Below are 18021 nucleotides of genomic sequence, written 5' to 3' on the forward strand. Positions count from 1 at the left end.
CGCCACCTGATCGCCCAACCGAGCGGATTGCCCCATGTCCCGACAACGGCTTGCATTTGCCTGGATCGCCTGCTTCGCAGTGCTGTTCAACATGCTTGCCATGCCGCTTTCCAACAGCGGTGGCGCGACCGCTGATGCACCAGCCGAGCAGCTGTTGTGGGGCAGTTTCTGCTCATCCAGCGGCACGAAAATGGTGGCGATTTCCTTGGGCACGTTCGAACAGGGCACGCCGCAACAGGACAATCATTCGACGATGCAGCATTGCTGGTGCTGCTCAGGTCCGGCGCCGTTGGTGGCGCTCGCCGGACATGCGCCGCAGTTGTATCTGGACGCACAACGGGCCCCTCGCAATACCGTCCATTCACAGCTCGACTCCCCCACGCCGCGCCAGCAATGGCCCAGTCTCAATCCTCGCGCCTCGCCTCTGGCCTGATTCTTCCGCACACACCTGCGTCCTGAATCGTTCCGGAGAACTGCCATGTTGAACAGACTTATCCTGCTGGCCGCCCTGCTGCTTCCCATTGGCTTCGCCCAAGCTCACCAATACAAAGCGGGCGAGCTTGAGATCGCCCATCCATGGTCCCAGGAATTGCCGCCCAACGCGCCGACCGTGGCTGCGTATTTCGTCATCCACAACAGTGGCACGACCGCAGACAAACTGCTCAGCGTCGACTCGCCCATCGCCGGCAAGGCCGAGCTCCATGAGCATGTGATGCAAAACGACCTGATGAAAATGCAACCGGTGCCCGTCGTGGCCATCGCCCCCGGTGCGACCATCACCTTCGCGCCGATGGCTTATCACGTGATGCTGCTGGACCTGAAGGACCGCAGCCTGCTCAGCGACGGCAAGCGTTTCCCCATGACCCTGCACTTCGAAAAGGCCGGGGATGTCACGGTGGATGTCGCAGTGCAGAAAAAGGCACCGGACGGCACCAAGACGCATAAGCACGAACAGTAAGACGTAGCCGCCCCATGCAACCTCGTCGCGCCAGCCTGCCCAACCGCCGCCGTCAGCCCATGAGCCTGACCCGCGGTAGCTGGATCAGCCTGTTCGCCATGCTGATGATCTTCATTGGTCCACTGGTTTCCCAGTCGATGCCGATGGATCAACGCATGTCCATGCCTATGAGCATGAACATGGAGATGGGCATGGACATGTCGGCGCACGAAGCGCCGGCAGCCGAGCATTGCCCGCCACAAAGCGAGCACCATGCGCTGTGGGAAAAGTGCGGTTATTGCAGCCTGTTGTTCAATTGCCCAGCGCTACCGGGCGGCCACACCTTCGCCGCCTTCGACACACCCCATACCAACACCTACACCAGCCCTTCCCCACGCCTGGGTCATGCCCGGCCAGCATTCTTCCCCGGTGCCCGTACCCGCGCACCGCCCATCGTCGCGTAAGCCCGACACTTATCTCACCCCGGTCGCAAAAGACAGCCCCAGGCTGCCCGACCGTGTCGTCTACGTCTGTTCGATGGAATCATCATGTCCAGGTTTTCTGCTGGCATCGCTGTGGGCTCTGCCCAGGTCCGCTGCCCTCTGAACGAGCCACCGGTTCGTTTGCGCCAAACCCTCACCGCACTTTGCGGCGTGCTGCTCACCCCGTTCGCGGTGGCCGACGAGCACGAGCATCACGGCCATCAGGTCGAAGAACTGAGCCCGACGGTCATCACCGCCATCGCGCCCAGCTCGCCGCTGACCGTCGTCACCAACCCCAAGGACCCGCGCCAACCGGTGCCGGCCAGCGATGGCGGCGACTACCTCAAGACCATCCCCGGCTTCGCCCTGGTGCGCAACGGCGGCACCAATGGCGACCCGGTGTTGCGCGGTATGTTCGGCTCGCGGCTGAACATCCTCACCAACGGCAGCATGTTGCTGGGTGCCTGCCCGGGCCGGATGGACGCGCCGACGTCCTACATCTCGCCGGAGACCTACGACAAGCTCACCGTCATCAAAGGCCCGCAAACCGTGCTCTGGGGCCCCGGTGCCTCGGCTGGGACCGTGCTGTTCGAGCGCGAGCCGGAACAGTTCGGCGAGCTCGGCACGCGGGTCAACGCCAGCGTGCTGGCCGGCTCCAACGGCCGCTTCGACAAAGTGGTGGATGCCGCCGCCGGTGGGCCGCTGGGTTATGTACGGGTGATCGGCAATACCGCGCATTCGGACGATTACCGCGACGGCAACAATGACACCGTGCCGTCGCGCTATGACAAGTGGAATGGCGACGTCACCCTCGGCTGGACCCCGGACACCGATACCCTGCTGGAGCTGACGGCCGGCAAGGGTGACGGTGAAGCGCGCTACGCCGGGCGCGGCATGGACGGCTCGCAGTTCAAGCGCGAAAGCCTCGGGCTGCGTTTCGAGCGCTCGAACATTAGCGAGGTGCTGGACAAGGTCGAGGCCCAGGTCTACTACAACTACGCCGACCACGTGATGGACAACTACACGCTGCGCACCCCGTCCGGCACTGGGATGATGGCCGGGCCCATGGCCTCCAACGTCGACCGTCGCACCCTCGGCGCCCGCATCAAGGCCACCTGGCGCTGGGCCGATGTGCAATTGATCAGCGGCCTCGACGCCCAGACCAACGAACATCGCCAACGCAGCAGCATGGGCGTGGATACCTACAAGGCGCTGCCGTACACCAAGGATGCCGACTTCCACAATTACGGGGGGTTCGGCGAACTGACCTGGTACGCCGCCGACCGCGACCGAGTGATCACCGGCGCCCGGCTCGATCGCGCCTCGGCCAAGGACTATCGCCAGAGTATCGGTTCCGGTATGTCGGCCCGTCCCAACCCCACCGCCGGCGACACCCGTGCCGACACACTGCCCAGCGGATTCCTACGCTACGAACACGACCTGGACGACAGTCCCGCCACCCTCTATGCCGGCGTCGGTCACGCGCAACGCTTCCCGGACTACTGGGAGCTGTTCTCGGCGAACGTTGGCCCCAGCGGTTCGTTGAATGCCTTCGACGCGATCAAGCCGGAGAAAACCACTCAACTCGACTTCGGCCTGCAATACAAGACCGACAACCTCGAGGCCTGGGCGTCGGGTTATGTCGGGGAAGTCCGCGACTACATCCTGTTCGATTACACCCCCGGCATGATGGGCACCACCTCCCGGGCCGAGAACATCGATGCGCGAATCATGGGCGGTGAACTTGGCGCGGCCTACAAGCTGAGCGAGCGCTGGAAAGCCGATGCCACCCTGGCCTATGCCTGGGGCAAGAACAGCAGCGACGGCAGCGCCCTGGCCCAGATGCCGCCGCTGGACGCTCGCCTGGGCCTGACCTACAGCGAAGACCGCTGGAGCGCCGGCGCCTTGTGGCGGGTGGTGGCGGCGCAGCACCGAGTCGATGAAAACAAAGGCAACGTCGTCGGCAAGGACTACGGCAAAAGCTCGGGGTTCGGGGTCTTCTCGCTCAACGGTGCCTATCGCATCAACCAGCATTGGAAGATCAGCAGCGGCGTCGACAACCTCTTCGGCAAAGCCTACGCCGAACACTTGAACCTGGCCGGCAACGCCGGGTTCGGCTACCCGGCAAGCGACCCACAAGCCATCAACGAACCGGGGCGTACGCTCTGGACGAAGGTGGATATGAGTTTCTGACAACACGGGCGAGGCCTGACACCTGACTCTGTGGCGAGGGAGCAAGCTCCCTCGCCACAGGTTTGTGTTTATCCAAGGCTCACCGGGCGGTTGCGCAGCAACCGCCAAAAACATAACAACCCAATTAGCCCTGCGGAGCGCTTTCTAATGAGCCAACCGAAACCCAATTTCTACAACCTGGCCTGGCGCTGGCATTTTTATGCCGGGCTGTTCGTGGCGCCGTTCATGGTGATGCTGGCCCTGACCGGGATCATTTACCTGTTCAAGCCACAACTCGATCCGCTGATGTACGGCAGCCTGCTGAACGTCCCGGCCGGGCATCACACGCTCGCAGCCGACGACCTGCTCAAGCAGGTCCACCAGGCTTACCCCGAAGGCCAGGTCAAACAGTACCTGCCCCCGGTCAACGCCGAGCGCAGCGCGCAGTTCGTGGTGATCGACAAGGGCCGGGAGCTGAACGTGTTCATCGACCCGTACCACGGCGACGTCCTCGGCGAGCAGGATGCGAAGAGCAACCTGCAAGCCATGGCCCGGGCGATCCACGGCGAGTTGCTGATCGGCACCGTCGGCGATCGGCTGGTGGAAATGGCCGCCGGCTGGGGCGTGGTGCTGGTGGTCTCCGGCCTATACCTGTGGTGGCCGCGCGGACAATCGTCGGCCGGCGTGCTGTGGCCGCGCTGGAGCGCGCGCGGTCGGCTGTTCTGGCGTGACTTGCACGTTGTCGTCGGTTTCTGGGGCGCGGCGTTCCTGCTGGTGATGCTGCTCAGTGGCATGACCTGGACCGGCTTCTGGGGCAAGCAATACGCGGACCTCTGGAACCACTTCCCGGCGGCGATGTGGAACGAGGTGCCCAAGTCCGACGTCGAGGCCGGCAGCCTCAACAACGCCCATCGCCAGACCGTACCCTGGGCCATGGAAAATACGCCGATGCCGATGTCCGGCGACCATGCCGAGCACATGGCCCATGGCGGCATGCATGAAGGCCCCGCCGCGCCGACCGTCAGCCTGCAAGCGGTGCAGGACATCGCCACGGCGCGCAAGGTCGAGCCCGGTTACAGCATCACCTTCCCAACGACCGCGTCGGGTGTGTTCACCATCGCTGTGTTCGCCGATGACCCGCGCAACGACGCGACCCTGCACGTTGACCAGTACACCGGCAAGGTCCTGGCTGATGTGCGCTGGGAGCACTACAGCGTCGTGGCCCGCGCCACCGAAACCGGCGTGATGCTGCACGAAGGCAAGATGTTCGGCCCGCTGAACCAAATCCTCGTGTTGCTGGTTTGCCTGATGATTCTGCTCAGCGCCGTGAGTGGCCTGGTGATCTGGTGGAAGCGCCGGCCCCAGGGCAAGCTCGGTGTACCGCCACTGCGTCACGATCTGCCGACGTGGAAAACCGGAGTATTCATCATGCTCGCCCTGGCGGTGGTGTTCCCGCTGGTGGGCGCTTCGCTGGTGGTGGTGTGGCTGTTGGACCGGCTCGTCACACGGTTCAATCGCCAGCCTGAGATCGCTTCATCTTCAAGCTGAAGACAGTGCGTTAACGGAAAGCGGTGCGAAACCTCTACAATTGCGCCCGCTTTCCAAACCACGAACACCGTTCAAAGGAACTGTGTTTCAAAACAAATGCTGAGTGAATGCATGACCTCCCTAACCCTCTCTCACCTCGCCTGGACGCCCCTTGGTCATGGCCATTGCCATCACCAGTTCCAGCTGCGTGATGCCACGCTGCAGGTGGGGGCAGGGGAGTTTGTCGGGTTGATCGGGCCCAACGGCAGCGGCAAGACCAGCCTGTTGCGCTGTGCCTATCGCTTCAGCCGACCGGAACAGGGCGAGGTGAAACTCGAACATCACAACCTCTGGCAACAGTCCTCGCGCTGGTGCGCCCAACGCATCGCGGTGGTGCTGCAAGAATTCCCCGACGCCTTCGGCCTGACGGTGGAAGAGGTGGTCGCCATGGGTCGAACGCCCTACAAGGGGTTGTTCGACAGCGACAATCATGAAGACCGCCGGCTGGTACGACAGGCATTGGCATCGGCCGGACTCGATGGCTTTGGCGATCACGCCTTCGCCACGCTGTCGGGAGGCGAAAAGCAACGGGTGATCCTCGCCCGCGCCCTGGCCCAGCAGCCGCAGTTGCTGATCCTCGATGAACCGACCAACCACCTCGACCCGCGCTATCAATTGCAATTGCTGCAACTGATCAAGGGCCTGGGCATCGGCACCCTCGCCAGCCTGCACGACCTGAACCTGGCCGCCGCCTTCTGTGATCGCCTGTATGTGATCGAACACGGGCGCATTGTCGCCAGCGGCACGCCCAGAAATGTCCTCACCGCCGAGCTGTTGCGCGAGGTGTTCGGCGTCGAAGCCCTGGTGGACGAGCATCCGCTGTCCGGCTACCCACGAATCACTTGGATAACCCAACCATGACCTTGCGTTTCCTGCTGTCGCTGCCGCTGTTGCTGGGCAGCGCCCATGCCCTGGCGGAAGCCACCCACTACCCGTTGACGATCCAGAGCTGCAACCGCCCGGTGGTGTTCAACGAGGCCCCTCGCCATGCGGTCAGCCATGACATCAACATGACGCAGATGATGCTCGCCCTGGGTCTCAAGCCGCGCATGGTCGGCTACAGTGGCATCAGCGGCTGGAAATCGGTGACACCCGAGATGGCCAGGATTCTCGACGGCCTGCCGGAACTGGCCGCCAAATATACCTCGGTGGAAACCCTGCTCGATGCCAACGTCGATTTCTTCTTCGCCGGCTGGGACTACGGCATGCGGGTGGGCGGCGACCTGACGCCGCAGACCCTGCAACCGCTGGGCATCAATGTCTACGAGTTGACCGAGTCCTGCGCGTTCGTGATGAAGCGTCCGGCAGCTTCGCTGGAGGACACCTACAACGACCTGCGCAACCTCGGGAAAATCTTCGACGTGCAGGATCGCGCCAATGCACTGATCGCCACGATGCAGGCCCAAGTGGCCGACGTGCGCAAGCAACTGCCAACCGAGCGACCACGTGTGTTCCTGTATGACAGCGGCGAAGACCGGGCCATGACCTCCGGCCGCCTCGGCATGCCCCAGGCCCTGATCGATGCGGCTGGTGGACGCAACATCCTCGATGATGTGCAAACCAGTTGGACCCGGGTGAACTGGGAGAACGTGGTCGAGCGCAACCCGCAGGTGATCGTGATCGTCGATTACGGTGAAGTCAGCGCCGAGCAGAAGCAGCAATTCTTGCTGGACAACCCGGCCCTGCAGTCAGTCGACGCGATCAAGCAGCGGCGCTTCATCGTGATCCCCTACGTGCAAGCCACCCCAGGCATCGATAACGTGTTGGCGGTGCAAACCCTGGCGCGGGGTTTCCACGGCCAATGAACGATCGTCGCTACGCCGTCCTGCTGATGCTCCTCGGTGCGCTGCTGCTGGTGTCATGCGTGGTGTCACTGGGCTTCGGGCCGGCGCGGGTGCCGGTGCCCGTGGTCTGGGACCTGCTGCTGCACAAGGCCTTCGGTGTGGGCGAGGTCTATTGGACGCCCGGCCAGGAACATATTGTCTGGCTGATCCGCGTCCCGCGCCTGTTGCTCGGCGCCTTGGTGGGCGCGGGGCTGGCGCTGATCGGCGCGGTGCTGCAAGCGGTCACGCGCAACCCGCTGGCCGATCCGCACCTGCTGGGCGTCACCTCCGGCGCGACCCTGGGGGCGGTCATCGTTGTGTTGCATGTCGGTGAAATCATGGGGCTCCTGACGCTACCCCTCGCCGCCTTCATCGGCGCATTGCTGAGCATGTTGCTGGTATTGGCCATTGCCGCCCGCCAAGGCCGGCTGGAGAGCGATCGGCTGTTGCTGTGCGGCGTGGCGGTGTCCTTCGTGATGATGGCGGCGGCCAACCTGTTGTTGTTCCTGGGCGATCATCGCGCCAGTTCGGCGGTGATGTTCTGGATGCTCGGCGGCCTGGGCCTGGCCCGTTGGGAACTGCTGGCCGTGCCGGCCGCCAGCGTCGGGTTGGGGCTGGTGTTGCTGCTGGGCATGGCCCGGCCGCTGAACGCGCTGATGGCGGGCGAACAAACCGCCGTGACCCTGGGCCTGAACGCGGCGAAGGTGCGGTTGTGGATTTTCCTGATCGCGTCGTTGATGACCGGTGTGCTGGTGTCCATCAGCGGTTCGATCGGCTTTGTCGGGCTGATGGTGCCGCACATTGCCCGCCGCCTGGTGGGCGCCGAGCATCGCCGGTTGCTGCCGGCCTGCGTGTTGCTCGGCAGCCTGTTCCTGGTGTGGGTGGACGTGGCGGCGCGGACGTTGATCGCGCCGGAAGACTTGCCGATTGGGGTCGCTACCGCGGCCATCGGCGGGCTGTTCTTTATCGGTCTGATGCGCCGTCGCTGAAGAGGTGCTTCTTTTGGTAGACGCCGAATAGCTCGGTCCCAAGGCCTCCATTTCGAAAATGCCCAAGCTCGGCGCGAACCAGATCGATGACTAACGCCCGGTCCTGCGCTTTTTCAAGATTGAAATTCCCGCTGTAGGCAAGGTTGACCATTCGCCACAGGAAGCAATTGGTGCGGTAGACATTTACCGGCGTCAGCCAACGTTCAAGGAGCGCAGTAATGTCCTCGCTTCGAATCCCCTCGAAGCACCCAATCGAGTGGTCCTTGTCTGGAATGACAGCATCGACAACCTGGGTATCGGCATTTAACCGGTAGCGCGCCGGCAACGCCGAGAACGCCGCATCGGCGGCAATTATCGCGTCGGGCCACAAGCGATTACCGTTACGTCCCACGGCCTCGCCCACACTCCAGAACTCGCCATCGTTTTTCAAACTGCGGGAGATAAAGAGCATGACTTTTTCCAGCTCTACCAAATGGTGCAATGCCGAAACACAAATAATGACGTCCCACTGTTCATCGGTAGGCACCAGGTTATTCGCATCCGCCACGATCAAATCGAGACCGGTCCCTGGCGGAAACTGCCTTGCCGCGATCTGGAGCAGGTCTTCATTGATATCCAACAGTGACCATTCGATACCTTCGGGAACAGCCGCTGACAAACCAGCCTCTATCCGTGCGGCACCGCTGCAGATGGACAAGACTTTTATTGCGCCGTGGTCCAAGACTTTCTGGCGCAACCTCGCTTGGAAATCGGGAGGGACTTGCGGGACGTTCGCCCTCAGGAGACGAGTCGCATAAGCGTAGGCGACCTCACCTTCAAACGGTTCCAGTATGACAATGTCAGCCTGCGCAGCCTGCCCTGGCGCATGAGCCAGCCCATTCAATCGGCGAACCTTGCGCACAACGCCCCTTGCAGTTTCACTCTGTCGCTGCTGAACGCTTGAGTAAAACGCGTTCCGGTAGACGCTACTGAAGTGTGCTATCTCGTTTTCCATACGCAATGATTGATGTGTTTTCGCCAAGAGCGCCTTCCTCTCTCCCTCCCTGGCGACGCACAAGTCAGCTATCGCCAGCCAGTCGGCCGTAGGATCGTTCTTTGCACCGGGCCCACACGCGACAAGGAGACGGCCACGCTTGCCCGCCAACCAGGCCAAATCCAGATCCACCGTCCTCCATTCCGACGGCGAAGTTGCTCCGCAAAAATGAAACATCCCTATTTGGAACTCGGCCTGAGTTCCGTCTTCAAGAAAAACAACTGAACAGGTGAGTCCATCCAAACTGATGCTCGGTAGAGCAGCCGAAAAACGAACGAATAAGGTTGAATCAGAGAACACCTCCAACTTGCTACTTCGAAGATGCTCTCCAGCGGTGAGAATCAGCGAATACCTTCCTTCCCTCAGGTGCGTCACATGCATCCATTGCGGATGCTCGGCCAATTCAACTTCAGGCGACACGTCGAAAACCGCCGTCTCATCGAGAAGAAAATAGCTTGCAACGCCAGAGTCATTCAAACCGACTTCTCCACTTCAGCACGGTAAAAAATTCAGCATAGTCGTGCGGTCGAGAATCTCACCTTGGATTCATCCGATTCCACGCCCCAATGCGGAGCACCAGATTGCACCAGCGCCCGCGATACGGTCACTGATGGTGCATCGTCATTTTCCGCTCTCGCTGCCAGCCCCACATTTCAAAGCCTTCTCCCGACCGGGCACATCCCTTGCAAAAGCGCCTTCAGCGTTTGCATCTGCCACCGAAAAAAACTCATAAGTCCATGGAGATCGCACAATGAAGCGTCGTAGCTTGATCAAGGCTTTTACACTCTCGGCAAGCATTGCCGCGATGGGCATGGCCTGGACCGTCCAGGCCGCCGAAACCATCAAGGTCGGCATCCTGCATTCGCTGTCCGGCACCATGGCAATCTCCGAGACGTCCCTCAAGGACATGGCGCTGATGACCATCGATGAGATCAACGCCAAGGGTGGCGTGAACGGCAAGAAGCTTGAGGCGGTAGTCGTGGACCCGGCATCGAACTGGCCGCTGTTCGCCGAAAAGGGCCGGCAGTTGCTGACCCAGGACAAGGTCGCCGTGGTGTTCGGCTGCTGGACGTCGGTGTCGCGTAAATCCGTATTGCCGGTGTTCGAAGAACTCAATGGCCTGCTGTTCTACCCGGTGCAATACGAAGGCGAAGAAATGTCGCCGAACGTCTTCTACACCGGCGCCGCGCCAAACCAGCAGGCGATTCCGGCGGTGGAATACCTGATGAGCGAAGAAGGCGGCAGCGCCAAGCGTTACTTCCTGCTGGGCACCGACTACGTCTACCCGCGCACCACCAACAAGATCCTGCGTTCGTTCCTGCACTCCAAAGGCGTGGCAGACAAGGACATCGAAGAGGTCTACACCCCGTTCGGCCACAGCGATTACCAGACCATCGTGGCCAACATCAAGAAATTCTCGGCTGGGGGCAAGACCGCGGTCATCTCCACCGTCAACGGCGACTCCAACGTGCCGTTCTACAAAGAACTGGCGAACCAGGGCCTGAAGGCCACCGACGTGCCGGTCGTGGCGTTCTCGGTGGGCGAGGAAGAACTGCGCGGCATCGACACCAAGCCATTGGTGGGCAACCTGGCGGCGTGGAACTACTTCGAATCCGTGGATAACCCTGCGAACAAGAAATTCGTCGATTCGTGGAAAGCCTACGCCAAGGCCAAGAACCTGCCTGGCGCCGACAAAGCGGTGACCAACGACCCGATGGAAGCCACTTACGTCGGTATCCACATGTGGGCGCAAGCGGTGGAAAAAGCCAAGTCCACCGACGTCGACAAAGTCCGCGAAGCCCTGGCCGGCCAGACCTTCGCCGCACCATCGGGCTACACCCTGACCATGGACAAGACCAACCATCACCTGCACAAGCCAGTGATGATCGGCGAGATCCAGGCCGACGGGCAGTTCAACGTGGTCTGGCAGACCGAAGGGCCGATCCGCGCGCAACCGTGGAGCCCGTTCATCGAAGGCAACGACAAGAAGCCTGACTACGCGGTGAAGAGCAACTGAGCCCATGGGTGTCGGCCCCGGATCCCCGGGCCGACACGACTCCCTTGTGGGAGCGGGCTTGCTCGCTCCCACAAAAGAAGTTTTGCGCAAGGCCAACAATATGCCCACTGCCCTCCACCGCTTGATCCTAGCCATCGTACTATTGCTGCCGTTGGCCTCACACGCCGGCGACGCCGAAGACTTCGTCGCCGCCAACCCGACCCAGCAGGCCAAGCTTTTGGAAGCCTGGGCCGCGCAGCCGGAGCCTGGGCGCGTCGAACTGATCAACGCCTTGCAACAAGGCCAGTTGACCGTCGACGGCCAACCCAAGACCCTGCGTTTGAACAACCGCTTGCGCGGTCTGATCGAAACCGCGCTCGCCAGTCACCAATTACTCGCTGTCGACGCCCGCGTACGCCTGGCCGCCGCGCAGCAATTGCAAAAAAGTGCTCGCCCGGCGCAACTGGCTTTCCTCGATCGACAACTGGCCGGTGAACAGGACGAAGACGTACACGCCGCCCTGAGCTTGGCCCTGGCGAACCTGCAACTGGTGGACACCAACCCGAGCGTGCGCCTCGCCGCCGTCCGCCTGCTGGGGGAAACCGGCGACCCGCTGGCCCGCACTCGCCTGGAAGGCCTGCTTGAACCCGGCGTCGAAACCGATGCCGCCGTGCGCACCGCCGCCGAAACCAGCCTCGGCCAGGTCAAGCGCAAACTCCTGGTCGGCGAGTTGCTGGGCCAGGCGTTCAGCGGCATGTCCCTGGGCTCGATCCTGCTGCTCGCCGCCCTCGGCCTGGCGATCACCTTCGGCCTGTTGGGGGTGATCAACATGGCCCACGGCGAGATGCTCATGCTCGGCGCTTATTCCACTTACGTAGTGCAGATGCTGTTCCAGCGCTTCGCCCCGAATGCCATCGAGTTCTATCCGCTGATCGCCTTGCCAGTAGCGTTTTTCATCACCGCCGCCATCGGCATGGCCCTGGAGCGCACGGTGATCCGTCACCTCTACGGGCGGCCGCTGGAAACCCTGCTCGCCACCTGGGGCATCAGCCTGATGCTGATCCAACTGGTGCGCCTGGTGTTCGGCGCGCAGAACGTCGAAGTCGCCAACCCGGCCTGGCTGTCGGGCGGGATCCAAGTGTTGCCGAACCTGGTGCTGCCGTACAACCGCATCGTGATCATCGCCTTCGCCCTGTTCGTGGTGGTGTTGACTTGGCTGCTGCTGAACAGGACGCGCCTGGGCCTGAACGTGCGCGCGGTAACGCAGAATCGCAACATGGCCGCTTGCTGCGGCGTGCCCACCGGGCGCGTGGACATGCTCGCCTTCGGCCTCGGCTCGGGCATCGCCGGGCTCGGTGGCGTGGCCCTGAGCCAGATCGGCAACGTCGGCCCGGACCTGGGCCAGAGCTACATCATCGACTCGTTCCTGGTGGTGGTGCTCGGCGGCGTCGGCCAGTTGGCCGGCAGTGTGTTCGCCGCGTTCGGCCTGGGCATCGCCAACAAGATCCTCGAACCGCAGATCGGCGCCGTGCTCGGCAAGATCCTGATCCTCGCGCTGATCATTCTGTTCATCCAGAAGCGTCCGCAAGGCCTCTTCGCGCTCAAAGGACGGGTAATCGACTGATGAACCAGCCCCTGATGCTCACGGCCACGCAAAAGGCCGGCCCCAAAGTCACCCTCGCCGTCGGCGCACTGATTCTCGCCGTGCTGTTGAGCCTGCCGCTGCTGTCACTGCTGGCGGTGGACAACCCGCTGCACGTCTCCGCGTACACCCTGACCCTGGTGGGCAAGATTCTGTGCTATGCCATCGTCGCCCTGGCGCTGGACTTGGTCTGGGGCTACGCCGGCTTGTTGTCCCTGGGCCACGGCCTGTTCTTCGCCCTGGGCGGCTACGCCATGGGCATGTACCTGATGCGCCAGGCCGCCGGCGATGGCTTGCCGGCGTTCATGACGTTCTTGTCGTGGACCGAGCTGCCCTGGTACTGGACCGGCACCGACAGTTTCCTCTGGGCGATGTGCCTGGTGGTGCTGGCGCCGGGTTTGCTGGCGCTGGTGTTCGGTTTCTTCGCCTTCCGCTCGCGGATCAAGGGCGTGTATTTCTCGATCATGACCCAAGCCCTGACCTTCGCCGGGATGCTGTTGTTTTTCCGCAACGAGACCGGGTTCGGCGGCAACAACGGCTTCACCAATTTTCGTTCGATCCTGGGCTTTGGCATCACCGAACCAGGGACCCGGGCGGTGTTGTTTTTCGCCACGGTGTTGCTGCTGGTGGCGAGCCTGTTCATTGGCTGGCGCCTGGCCCGCAGCAAATTCGGCCGGGTGCTGACCGCCCTGCGCGACGCGGAAAACCGCCTGATGTTCTGCGGTTACGATCCCCGTGGTTTCAAGCTGTTCGTCTGGGTGTTGAGCGCGGTGTTGTGCGGCCTCGCCGGGGCGTTGTACGTGCCCCTGGTAGGCATCATCAACCCCAGCGAAATGTCGCCGACCAACTCCATCGAGGCTGCCGTGTGGGTGGCCCTCGGCGGGCGGGGAACGCTGATCGGGCCATTGCTCGGCGCGGGCGTGGTGAACGGCATGAAGAGCTGGTTCACCGTGGCGTTTCCTGAATATTGGTTGTTCTTCCTCGGCGCGTTGTTCATCGTCGTGACCCTGTATCTGCCCAAGGGCGTGATCGGGCTGTTGAAGAAAAGGAGCGAATGATGCGCATCACACCCACGGCGGATTTCATGCTCGAACCGATCATTGAATCCAATAAGGATGAAGGCAGCAGCCGCGACGCCATCGGCCTCGGCCAGGCCGCCGGCGTTGGCCTGAACACCCGTCACGGCACGATCCTGACCCTGGAAGACATCAGCGTCAGCTTCGATGGCTTCAAGGCCTTGAACAATTTGAACCTGTACATCGGCGTCGGCGAATTGCGCTGCATCATCGGCCCCAACGGCGCGGGCAAGACCACGCTGATGGATGTCATCACCGGCAAGACCCGCCCCAGCCACGGCAAGGCCTGGTTCGGCGAGACCCTGGACCTGACGACCATGAGCGAAGTGCAGATCGCCCAGGCCGGCATCGGACGCAAGTTCCAGAAGCCGACAGTGTTCGAAGCCCTGAGCGTGTTCGAGAACCTGGAGCTGGCGCTCAAGACCGACAAATCGGTGTGGGCCAGCCTGCGGGCGAAACTGACCGGCGAACAGCACGAGCGCATCGACGAAGTGCTCGAGACCATCCGTCTCACCACCTCGGTCAACCGCGCCGCAGGGTTGCTGTCCCACGGCCAGAAGCAGTTCCTGGAGATCGGCATGCTGCTGGTCCAGGACCCGCAATTGCTGCTGCTCGACGAGCCGGTGGCCGGCATGACCGACGCCGAGACCGACTTCACTGCGGAGCTGTTCAAGACCCTGGCGGGCAAGCACTCGCTGATGGTGGTGGAACACGATATGGGCTTCGTCGGGGCGATTGCCGACCACGTCACCGTGCTGCACCAAGGCAGCGTGCTGGCCGAAGGGTCGCTGGAACAGGTGCAGGACAATGAGCGGGTCATCGAGGTGTACCTCGGTCGCTAGATCTGCAAACGCATTCCCTGTGGGAGCTGGCTTGCTCGCTCCCACAGGGGCCTTGAGGGGGATTCAGGACATGTTGCAAGTCGACAAGCTGCACCAGTACTACGGCGGTAGCCACATCCTGCGCGGCCTGTCGTTCGACGCCAAGGTCGGCGAGGTGACGTGCCTGCTGGGGCGCAATGGCGTGGGCAAGACCACCCTGCTCAAGTGCCTGATGGGCCTGTTGCCGGCCAAGGAAGGCGTGGTGAATTGGGAAGGCAAGGCCATCACCACGTTCAAGCCGCACCAACGGGTGCACGCCGGCATTGCCTATGTGCCCCAGGGCCGGGAGATTTTTGGCCGGCTGACGGTGGAAGAAAACCTGCTGATGGGCTTGTCGCGCTTCCCCGGCTCCGAAGCCAAGGAAGTGCCGGCCTTTATCTACGAATTGTTCCCGGTGCTGCTGCAGATGAAACAACGCCGGGGCGGCGACCTGTCCGGCGGCCAGCAACAGCAGCTCGCTATTGGCCGGGCCCTGGCCAGCCGGCCGCGCCTGCTGATCCTGGATGAGCCCACCGAGGGCATCCAGCCTTCGGTGATCAAGGAAATCGGTGCGGTGATCAAGAAACTCGCCGCCCGCGGCGACATGGCGATTTTGCTGGTGGAGCAGTTCTACGACTTCGCCGCCGAGCTCGCCGATCAGTACCTGGTGATGTCCCGGGGTGAGATCGTGCAGCAGGGCCGCGGAGAAAACATGGAAGCCGAGGGTGTGCGCGGCCTGGTTACGATCTAGTCTTAGCGTCCCGACGATCATCAGAAAATCATGAATCTACCTGTTTCGCCATCCGCCCTGTTCACCCCCAGCTGGCATGCCGAGCTGGAACTGGGCTACGCCCGCTTCGGCGATTGCACGCGCCCGGTACAACGCCGGCACAAAGGCCCGCTGCGGGTGCAGAAGCACCTGTACGCCGAAGGCCCCGAGGTGTGCCAGCACATCATCGTCCACCCGCCCGGCGGGATTGCCGGCGGGGATCGGCTGGACATCTCGGCCCACGTCGGCCCGGGCGCCTGGGCGCAATTGACCAGCCCTGGCGCGGCCAAGTGGTACCGAGCCGCCGGCCCGGCGTACCAGCAACTGACCCTGAGCGTAGCCCCCGGCGCGACCCTGGAATGGCTGCCTCAGGAAACCATCGTGTTCAGCGCGGCCCAGGCCGAACTCAGCACGACCATCGACCTGCAAGGCAATGCCCGGTTGTTCTATTGGGACATGGTTGCCCTCGGACGGCCAGCCAGCGGCGAGCGATTCGACCTGGGGCACTTTCAATCGCGGCTGGACATTCGCCGCGACGGCCAGTTGCTGTGGCATGAGCGTCAGCGCATCGTTGGCGATGACGGACTGCTTGACTCGCCCATCGGGCTGGGCGGTGACCCGGTGTTTGCCACCTTACTGGTGACCGGCGAGATCGACAGCGAGCTGCTGGAGCGCTGCCGATCCCTGGGCCATGCCGTGCGTGGCGACCTGACCCAGTTGCCCGGTTTGCTCGTGGCCCGTTGCCTGGCGAGCGAAGCGTTGTTGGCGCGGGGGTGGCTGATTGAGTTATGGCGGCTGCTGCGCCCGGCTCTGCTGGGGCGAGAAGCTGAACCACCAAGAATCTGGAGCACCTGAATCCGCTTTCCCCCAGCGAATGCGTCTAAAACGACTATTTTTATCTGCCTTATGGATTGCACATGGACCTGACCCCACGCGAAAAAGACAAGCTGCTGATCTTCACCGCCGGCCTCGTCGCCGAACGGCGGTTGGCCCGGGGCTTGAAACTCAACTACCCGGAGGCCATGGCCTATATCTCCGCCGCGCTGCTCGAAGGCGCCCGTGACGGCCAGACCGTGGCCGAGCTGATGCATTTCGGCACCACGTTGCTGAGCCGCGAACAAGTGATGGAAGGCATTCCGGAGATGATCCCGGAGATCCAGGTCGAAGCGACGTTTCCCGACGGCACCAAACTGGTCACCGTCCACCAACCCATCGCCTGAGGCCGCGTCATGACTTTTCAGATTCGTGACGCCCAGCCCTCGGACCTGCCGGCAATCCGCGACATCTACAACGACGCCGTGCTCAACACCACGGCGATCTGGAACGAACAAGCCGTGGACCTGGGCAATCGCCAGGCCTGGTTCAGCGCCCGACGTTCCCAGGGCTACCCGGTGCGGGTGATCATCGACGCCGAGGACAACGTACTCGGCTACGCTTCCTTCGGCGACTGGCGACCGTTCGACGGCTTCCGCCACACCGTCGAGCATTCGGTGTACGTCAGCCGCGACCAGCGCGGCCATGGCCTCGGCCCGTTGCTGATGGCCGACCTGATCGAGCGCGCCAGGGCCTGCGGCAAGCACGTCATGGTTGCCGCCATCGAGAGCGGCAACGCGGCGTCGATTCGCCTGCATGAGCGGGCCGGTTTCGTCACCACCGGGCAGATGCCGCAGGTGGGCACCAAGTTCGGCCGCTGGCTGGATCTGACTTTCATGCAGTTGGTCCTCAATCCCGGGGCGCCACCGCCCGCCGTCGTCAAGGAGTGATACCGATGAACGCCGCCCAGTTGCGTCGAGTCCACGCTGAAAGCTTTGCGCATTATCGCCAGGGCCTGATCGATCTGTTGCTCGACGCCGTCGGGTATGGCGCCAGCGTGGGGTTCATGGCCGATCTCGACGCTGTCCAGGCCCGGGCCTATTTCGACGAGGTCCAGACCAGCCTCAACCAGGGGCACCTGCTGCTGTGGGTGGTGGTCAAGGATGAGCAGGTGCAGGCCAGCGTCCAGCTTGCCTTGTGCCAGAAGCCCAACGGCCGCAACCGTGCCGAGGTGCAAAAGCTGTTGGTGCGCGGCGAGGCTCGTCGTCGGGGCCTGGGCCAGCAATTGATGAGCGCCCTGGAGCTCGGTGCCCGCCAACACAAGCGTGGCCTGCTCTACCTCGATACCGAGGCCGGTTCCGAGGCCGAGGCGTTCTACCGCGCCATGGGTTATACCCGCGTCGGTGAACTGCCCGACTACTGCCAGAGCCCGGACGGGACCTACACCCCGACCGCCATCTACTACAAGATTTTGGGGCAACCGCAATGATTCCAGGGCAATACCAGGTTCAACCCGGCGACATCGAACTCAACGTCGGCCGCCGTACCCTCACGCTGAGCGTCGCCAACAGCGGCGACCGGCCGATCCAGGTCGGCTCGCACTATCACTTCTTCGAAACCAACGACGCCCTGGCCTTCGACCGCGTCGCCAGCCGTGGCATGCGCCTGAACATCCCGGCCGGCACCGCGGTGCGCTTCGAACCGGGCCAGAGCCGCGAAGTCGAGCTTGTCGAACTGGCCGGGCATCGCCGGGTGTTCGGGTTTGCCGGGCGGGTGATGGGCGACCTGGACTGAAGCTCCCTCGCCACAATGGACCGCATACGACTTAAGAACCTCAAGGCG

At 62.8% G+C, this 18021-nt stretch carries 19 protein-coding genes; 18 read left to right on the forward strand and 1 reads right to left on the reverse strand.

Annotated features, from left to right (window positions below; genetic code table 11):
• Nucleotides 1–34 precede the first annotated feature (34 nt).
• The 8 genes from JZ00_RS23170 to JZ00_RS23205 all read left to right on the forward strand — a co-directional run bounded on the left by JZ00_RS23170 (nt 35) and on the right by JZ00_RS23205 (nt 7990).
• Complete coding sequence (locus JZ00_RS23170; RefSeq protein ID WP_039593505.1) at nt 35–433, forward strand: DUF2946 domain-containing protein; 399 nt, start codon at nt 35–37, stop codon at nt 431–433.
• A gap of 45 nt (nt 434–478) precedes the next feature.
• Complete coding sequence (locus JZ00_RS23175; protein ID WP_039593504.1) at nt 479–958, forward strand: copper chaperone PCu(A)C; 480 nt, start codon at nt 479–481, stop codon at nt 956–958.
• 59 nt (nt 959–1017) lie between these two features.
• Complete coding sequence (locus JZ00_RS23180) at nt 1018–1401, forward strand: DUF2946 domain-containing protein (RefSeq protein WP_039593567.1); 384 nt, start codon at nt 1018–1020, stop codon at nt 1399–1401.
• 84 nt (nt 1402–1485) lie between these two features.
• A complete protein-coding gene (locus JZ00_RS23185) occupies nt 1486–3612 on the forward strand; it encodes a TonB-dependent copper receptor (RefSeq protein ID WP_039593503.1) in 2127 nt (708 codons plus the stop codon).
• A 147-nt stretch (nt 3613–3759) separates the two neighbouring features.
• Nucleotides 3760–5139 (forward strand): PepSY-associated TM helix domain-containing protein, encoded by a 1380-nt coding sequence (locus JZ00_RS23190; RefSeq protein WP_039593502.1) that lies wholly within the window; start codon nt 3760–3762, stop codon nt 5137–5139.
• Between the two features lie 111 nt (nt 5140–5250).
• Entirely contained in the window at nt 5251–6039 is a 789-nt protein-coding gene (locus JZ00_RS23195; RefSeq protein ID WP_039593566.1) for an ABC transporter ATP-binding protein, read from the forward strand.
• Nucleotides 6036–6983 carry an ABC transporter substrate-binding protein gene (locus tag JZ00_RS23200; RefSeq protein WP_039593501.1) on the forward strand — a complete coding sequence of 316 codons (948 nt, stop codon included), beginning with the start codon at nt 6036–6038 and terminating at the stop codon, nt 6981–6983. Before JZ00_RS23195 ends, JZ00_RS23200 begins: the two co-directional genes overlap by 4 nt.
• Nucleotides 6980–7990 carry a FecCD family ABC transporter permease gene (locus tag JZ00_RS23205; protein WP_039593500.1) on the forward strand — a complete coding sequence of 337 codons (1011 nt, stop codon included), beginning with the start codon at nt 6980–6982 and terminating at the stop codon, nt 7988–7990. Before JZ00_RS23200 ends, JZ00_RS23205 begins: the two co-directional genes overlap by 4 nt.
• On the opposite strand, the gene JZ00_RS23210 is transcribed toward JZ00_RS23205, so the two are convergent.
• On the reverse strand, nt 7965–9500 hold the full coding sequence (locus JZ00_RS23210) for a class I SAM-dependent methyltransferase (protein WP_039593499.1): 1536 nt from the start codon (nt 9498–9500) through the stop codon (nt 7965–7967). The genes JZ00_RS23205 and JZ00_RS23210 overlap by 26 nt on opposite strands.
• A gap of 274 nt (nt 9501–9774) precedes the next feature.
• Here JZ00_RS23210 and urtA point away from each other — a divergent pair, with 274 nt between their 5' ends.
• From urtA to JZ00_RS23260, 10 genes are all read left to right on the forward strand, one after another.
• On the forward strand, nt 9775–11040 hold the full coding sequence (urtA, locus tag JZ00_RS23215; protein ID WP_039593498.1) for an urea ABC transporter substrate-binding protein: 1266 nt from the start codon (nt 9775–9777) through the stop codon (nt 11038–11040).
• Between the two features lie 100 nt (nt 11041–11140).
• On the forward strand, nt 11141–12643 hold the full coding sequence (gene urtB, locus JZ00_RS23220; protein ID WP_039593565.1) for an urea ABC transporter permease subunit UrtB: 1503 nt from the start codon (nt 11141–11143) through the stop codon (nt 12641–12643).
• Complete coding sequence (gene urtC, locus JZ00_RS23225; protein ID WP_039593497.1) at nt 12643–13719, forward strand: urea ABC transporter permease subunit UrtC; 1077 nt, start codon at nt 12643–12645, stop codon at nt 13717–13719. The genes urtB and urtC overlap by 1 nt, the downstream gene beginning before the upstream one ends.
• A complete protein-coding gene (gene urtD / locus JZ00_RS23230) occupies nt 13719–14579 on the forward strand; it encodes an urea ABC transporter ATP-binding protein UrtD (RefSeq protein ID WP_039593496.1) in 861 nt (286 codons plus the stop codon). Before urtC ends, urtD begins: the two co-directional genes overlap by 1 nt.
• Before the next feature lie 70 nt (nt 14580–14649).
• Nucleotides 14650–15348: an urea ABC transporter ATP-binding subunit UrtE gene (gene urtE / locus JZ00_RS23235; RefSeq protein WP_039593495.1), complete on the forward strand. Its 699-nt coding sequence runs from the start codon at nt 14650–14652 to the stop codon at nt 15346–15348.
• 30 nt (nt 15349–15378) lie between these two features.
• Nucleotides 15379–16221, forward strand: a complete 843-nt coding sequence (locus JZ00_RS23240; protein ID WP_039593494.1) for an urease accessory protein UreD — start codon at nt 15379–15381, stop codon at nt 16219–16221.
• 62 nt (nt 16222–16283) lie between these two features.
• A complete protein-coding gene (locus JZ00_RS23245; RefSeq protein ID WP_039593493.1) occupies nt 16284–16586 on the forward strand; it encodes an urease subunit gamma in 303 nt (100 codons plus the stop codon).
• A 9-nt stretch (nt 16587–16595) separates the two neighbouring features.
• A complete protein-coding gene (locus tag JZ00_RS23250; RefSeq protein WP_039593492.1) occupies nt 16596–17129 on the forward strand; it encodes a GNAT family N-acetyltransferase in 534 nt (177 codons plus the stop codon).
• A 5-nt stretch (nt 17130–17134) separates the two neighbouring features.
• Nucleotides 17135–17668: a GNAT family N-acetyltransferase gene (locus JZ00_RS23255; RefSeq protein WP_039593491.1), complete on the forward strand. Its 534-nt coding sequence runs from the start codon at nt 17135–17137 to the stop codon at nt 17666–17668.
• The gene (locus JZ00_RS23260) at nt 17665–17973 is read left to right on the forward strand and encodes an urease subunit beta (protein WP_039593490.1); all 309 of its coding nucleotides are present in this window, start codon (nt 17665–17667) and stop codon (nt 17971–17973) included. The genes JZ00_RS23255 and JZ00_RS23260 overlap by 4 nt, the downstream gene beginning before the upstream one ends.
• Nucleotides 17974–18021: the final 48 nt, after the last annotated feature.

The sequence above is a fragment of the Pseudomonas frederiksbergensis genome (assembly GCF_000802155.2).
GTDB lineage: Bacteria > Pseudomonadota > Gammaproteobacteria > Pseudomonadales > Pseudomonadaceae > Aquipseudomonas > Aquipseudomonas frederiksbergensis_A.

Coding starts and splice junctions, on each gene's coding strand:
- JZ00_RS23170 (WP_039593505.1), top strand. CDS start 35: ATGTCCCGACAACGGCTTGCATTTGCCTGGATCGCCTGCTTCGCAGTG.
- JZ00_RS23175 (WP_039593504.1), top strand. CDS start 479: ATGTTGAACAGACTTATCCTGCTGGCCGCCCTGCTGCTTCCCATTGGC.
- JZ00_RS23180 (WP_039593567.1), top strand. CDS start 1,018: ATGAGCCTGACCCGCGGTAGCTGGATCAGCCTGTTCGCCATGCTGATG.
- JZ00_RS23185 (WP_039593503.1), top strand. CDS start 1,486: ATGTCCAGGTTTTCTGCTGGCATCGCTGTGGGCTCTGCCCAGGTCCGC.
- JZ00_RS23190 (WP_039593502.1), top strand. CDS start 3,760: ATGAGCCAACCGAAACCCAATTTCTACAACCTGGCCTGGCGCTGGCAT.
- JZ00_RS23195 (WP_039593566.1), top strand. CDS start 5,251: ATGACCTCCCTAACCCTCTCTCACCTCGCCTGGACGCCCCTTGGTCAT.
- JZ00_RS23200 (WP_039593501.1), top strand. CDS start 6,036: ATGACCTTGCGTTTCCTGCTGTCGCTGCCGCTGTTGCTGGGCAGCGCC.
- JZ00_RS23205 (WP_039593500.1), top strand. CDS start 6,980: ATGAACGATCGTCGCTACGCCGTCCTGCTGATGCTCCTCGGTGCGCTG.
- urtA (WP_039593498.1), top strand. CDS start 9,775: ATGAAGCGTCGTAGCTTGATCAAGGCTTTTACACTCTCGGCAAGCATT.
- urtB (WP_039593565.1), top strand. CDS start 11,141: ATGCCCACTGCCCTCCACCGCTTGATCCTAGCCATCGTACTATTGCTG.
- urtC (WP_039593497.1), top strand. CDS start 12,643: ATGAACCAGCCCCTGATGCTCACGGCCACGCAAAAGGCCGGCCCCAAA.
- urtD (WP_039593496.1), top strand. CDS start 13,719: ATGCGCATCACACCCACGGCGGATTTCATGCTCGAACCGATCATTGAA.
- urtE (WP_039593495.1), top strand. CDS start 14,650: ATGTTGCAAGTCGACAAGCTGCACCAGTACTACGGCGGTAGCCACATC.
- JZ00_RS23240 (WP_039593494.1), top strand. CDS start 15,379: ATGAATCTACCTGTTTCGCCATCCGCCCTGTTCACCCCCAGCTGGCAT.
- JZ00_RS23245 (WP_039593493.1), top strand. CDS start 16,284: ATGGACCTGACCCCACGCGAAAAAGACAAGCTGCTGATCTTCACCGCC.
- JZ00_RS23250 (WP_039593492.1), top strand. CDS start 16,596: ATGACTTTTCAGATTCGTGACGCCCAGCCCTCGGACCTGCCGGCAATC.
- JZ00_RS23255 (WP_039593491.1), top strand. CDS start 17,135: ATGAACGCCGCCCAGTTGCGTCGAGTCCACGCTGAAAGCTTTGCGCAT.
- JZ00_RS23260 (WP_039593490.1), top strand. CDS start 17,665: ATGATTCCAGGGCAATACCAGGTTCAACCCGGCGACATCGAACTCAAC.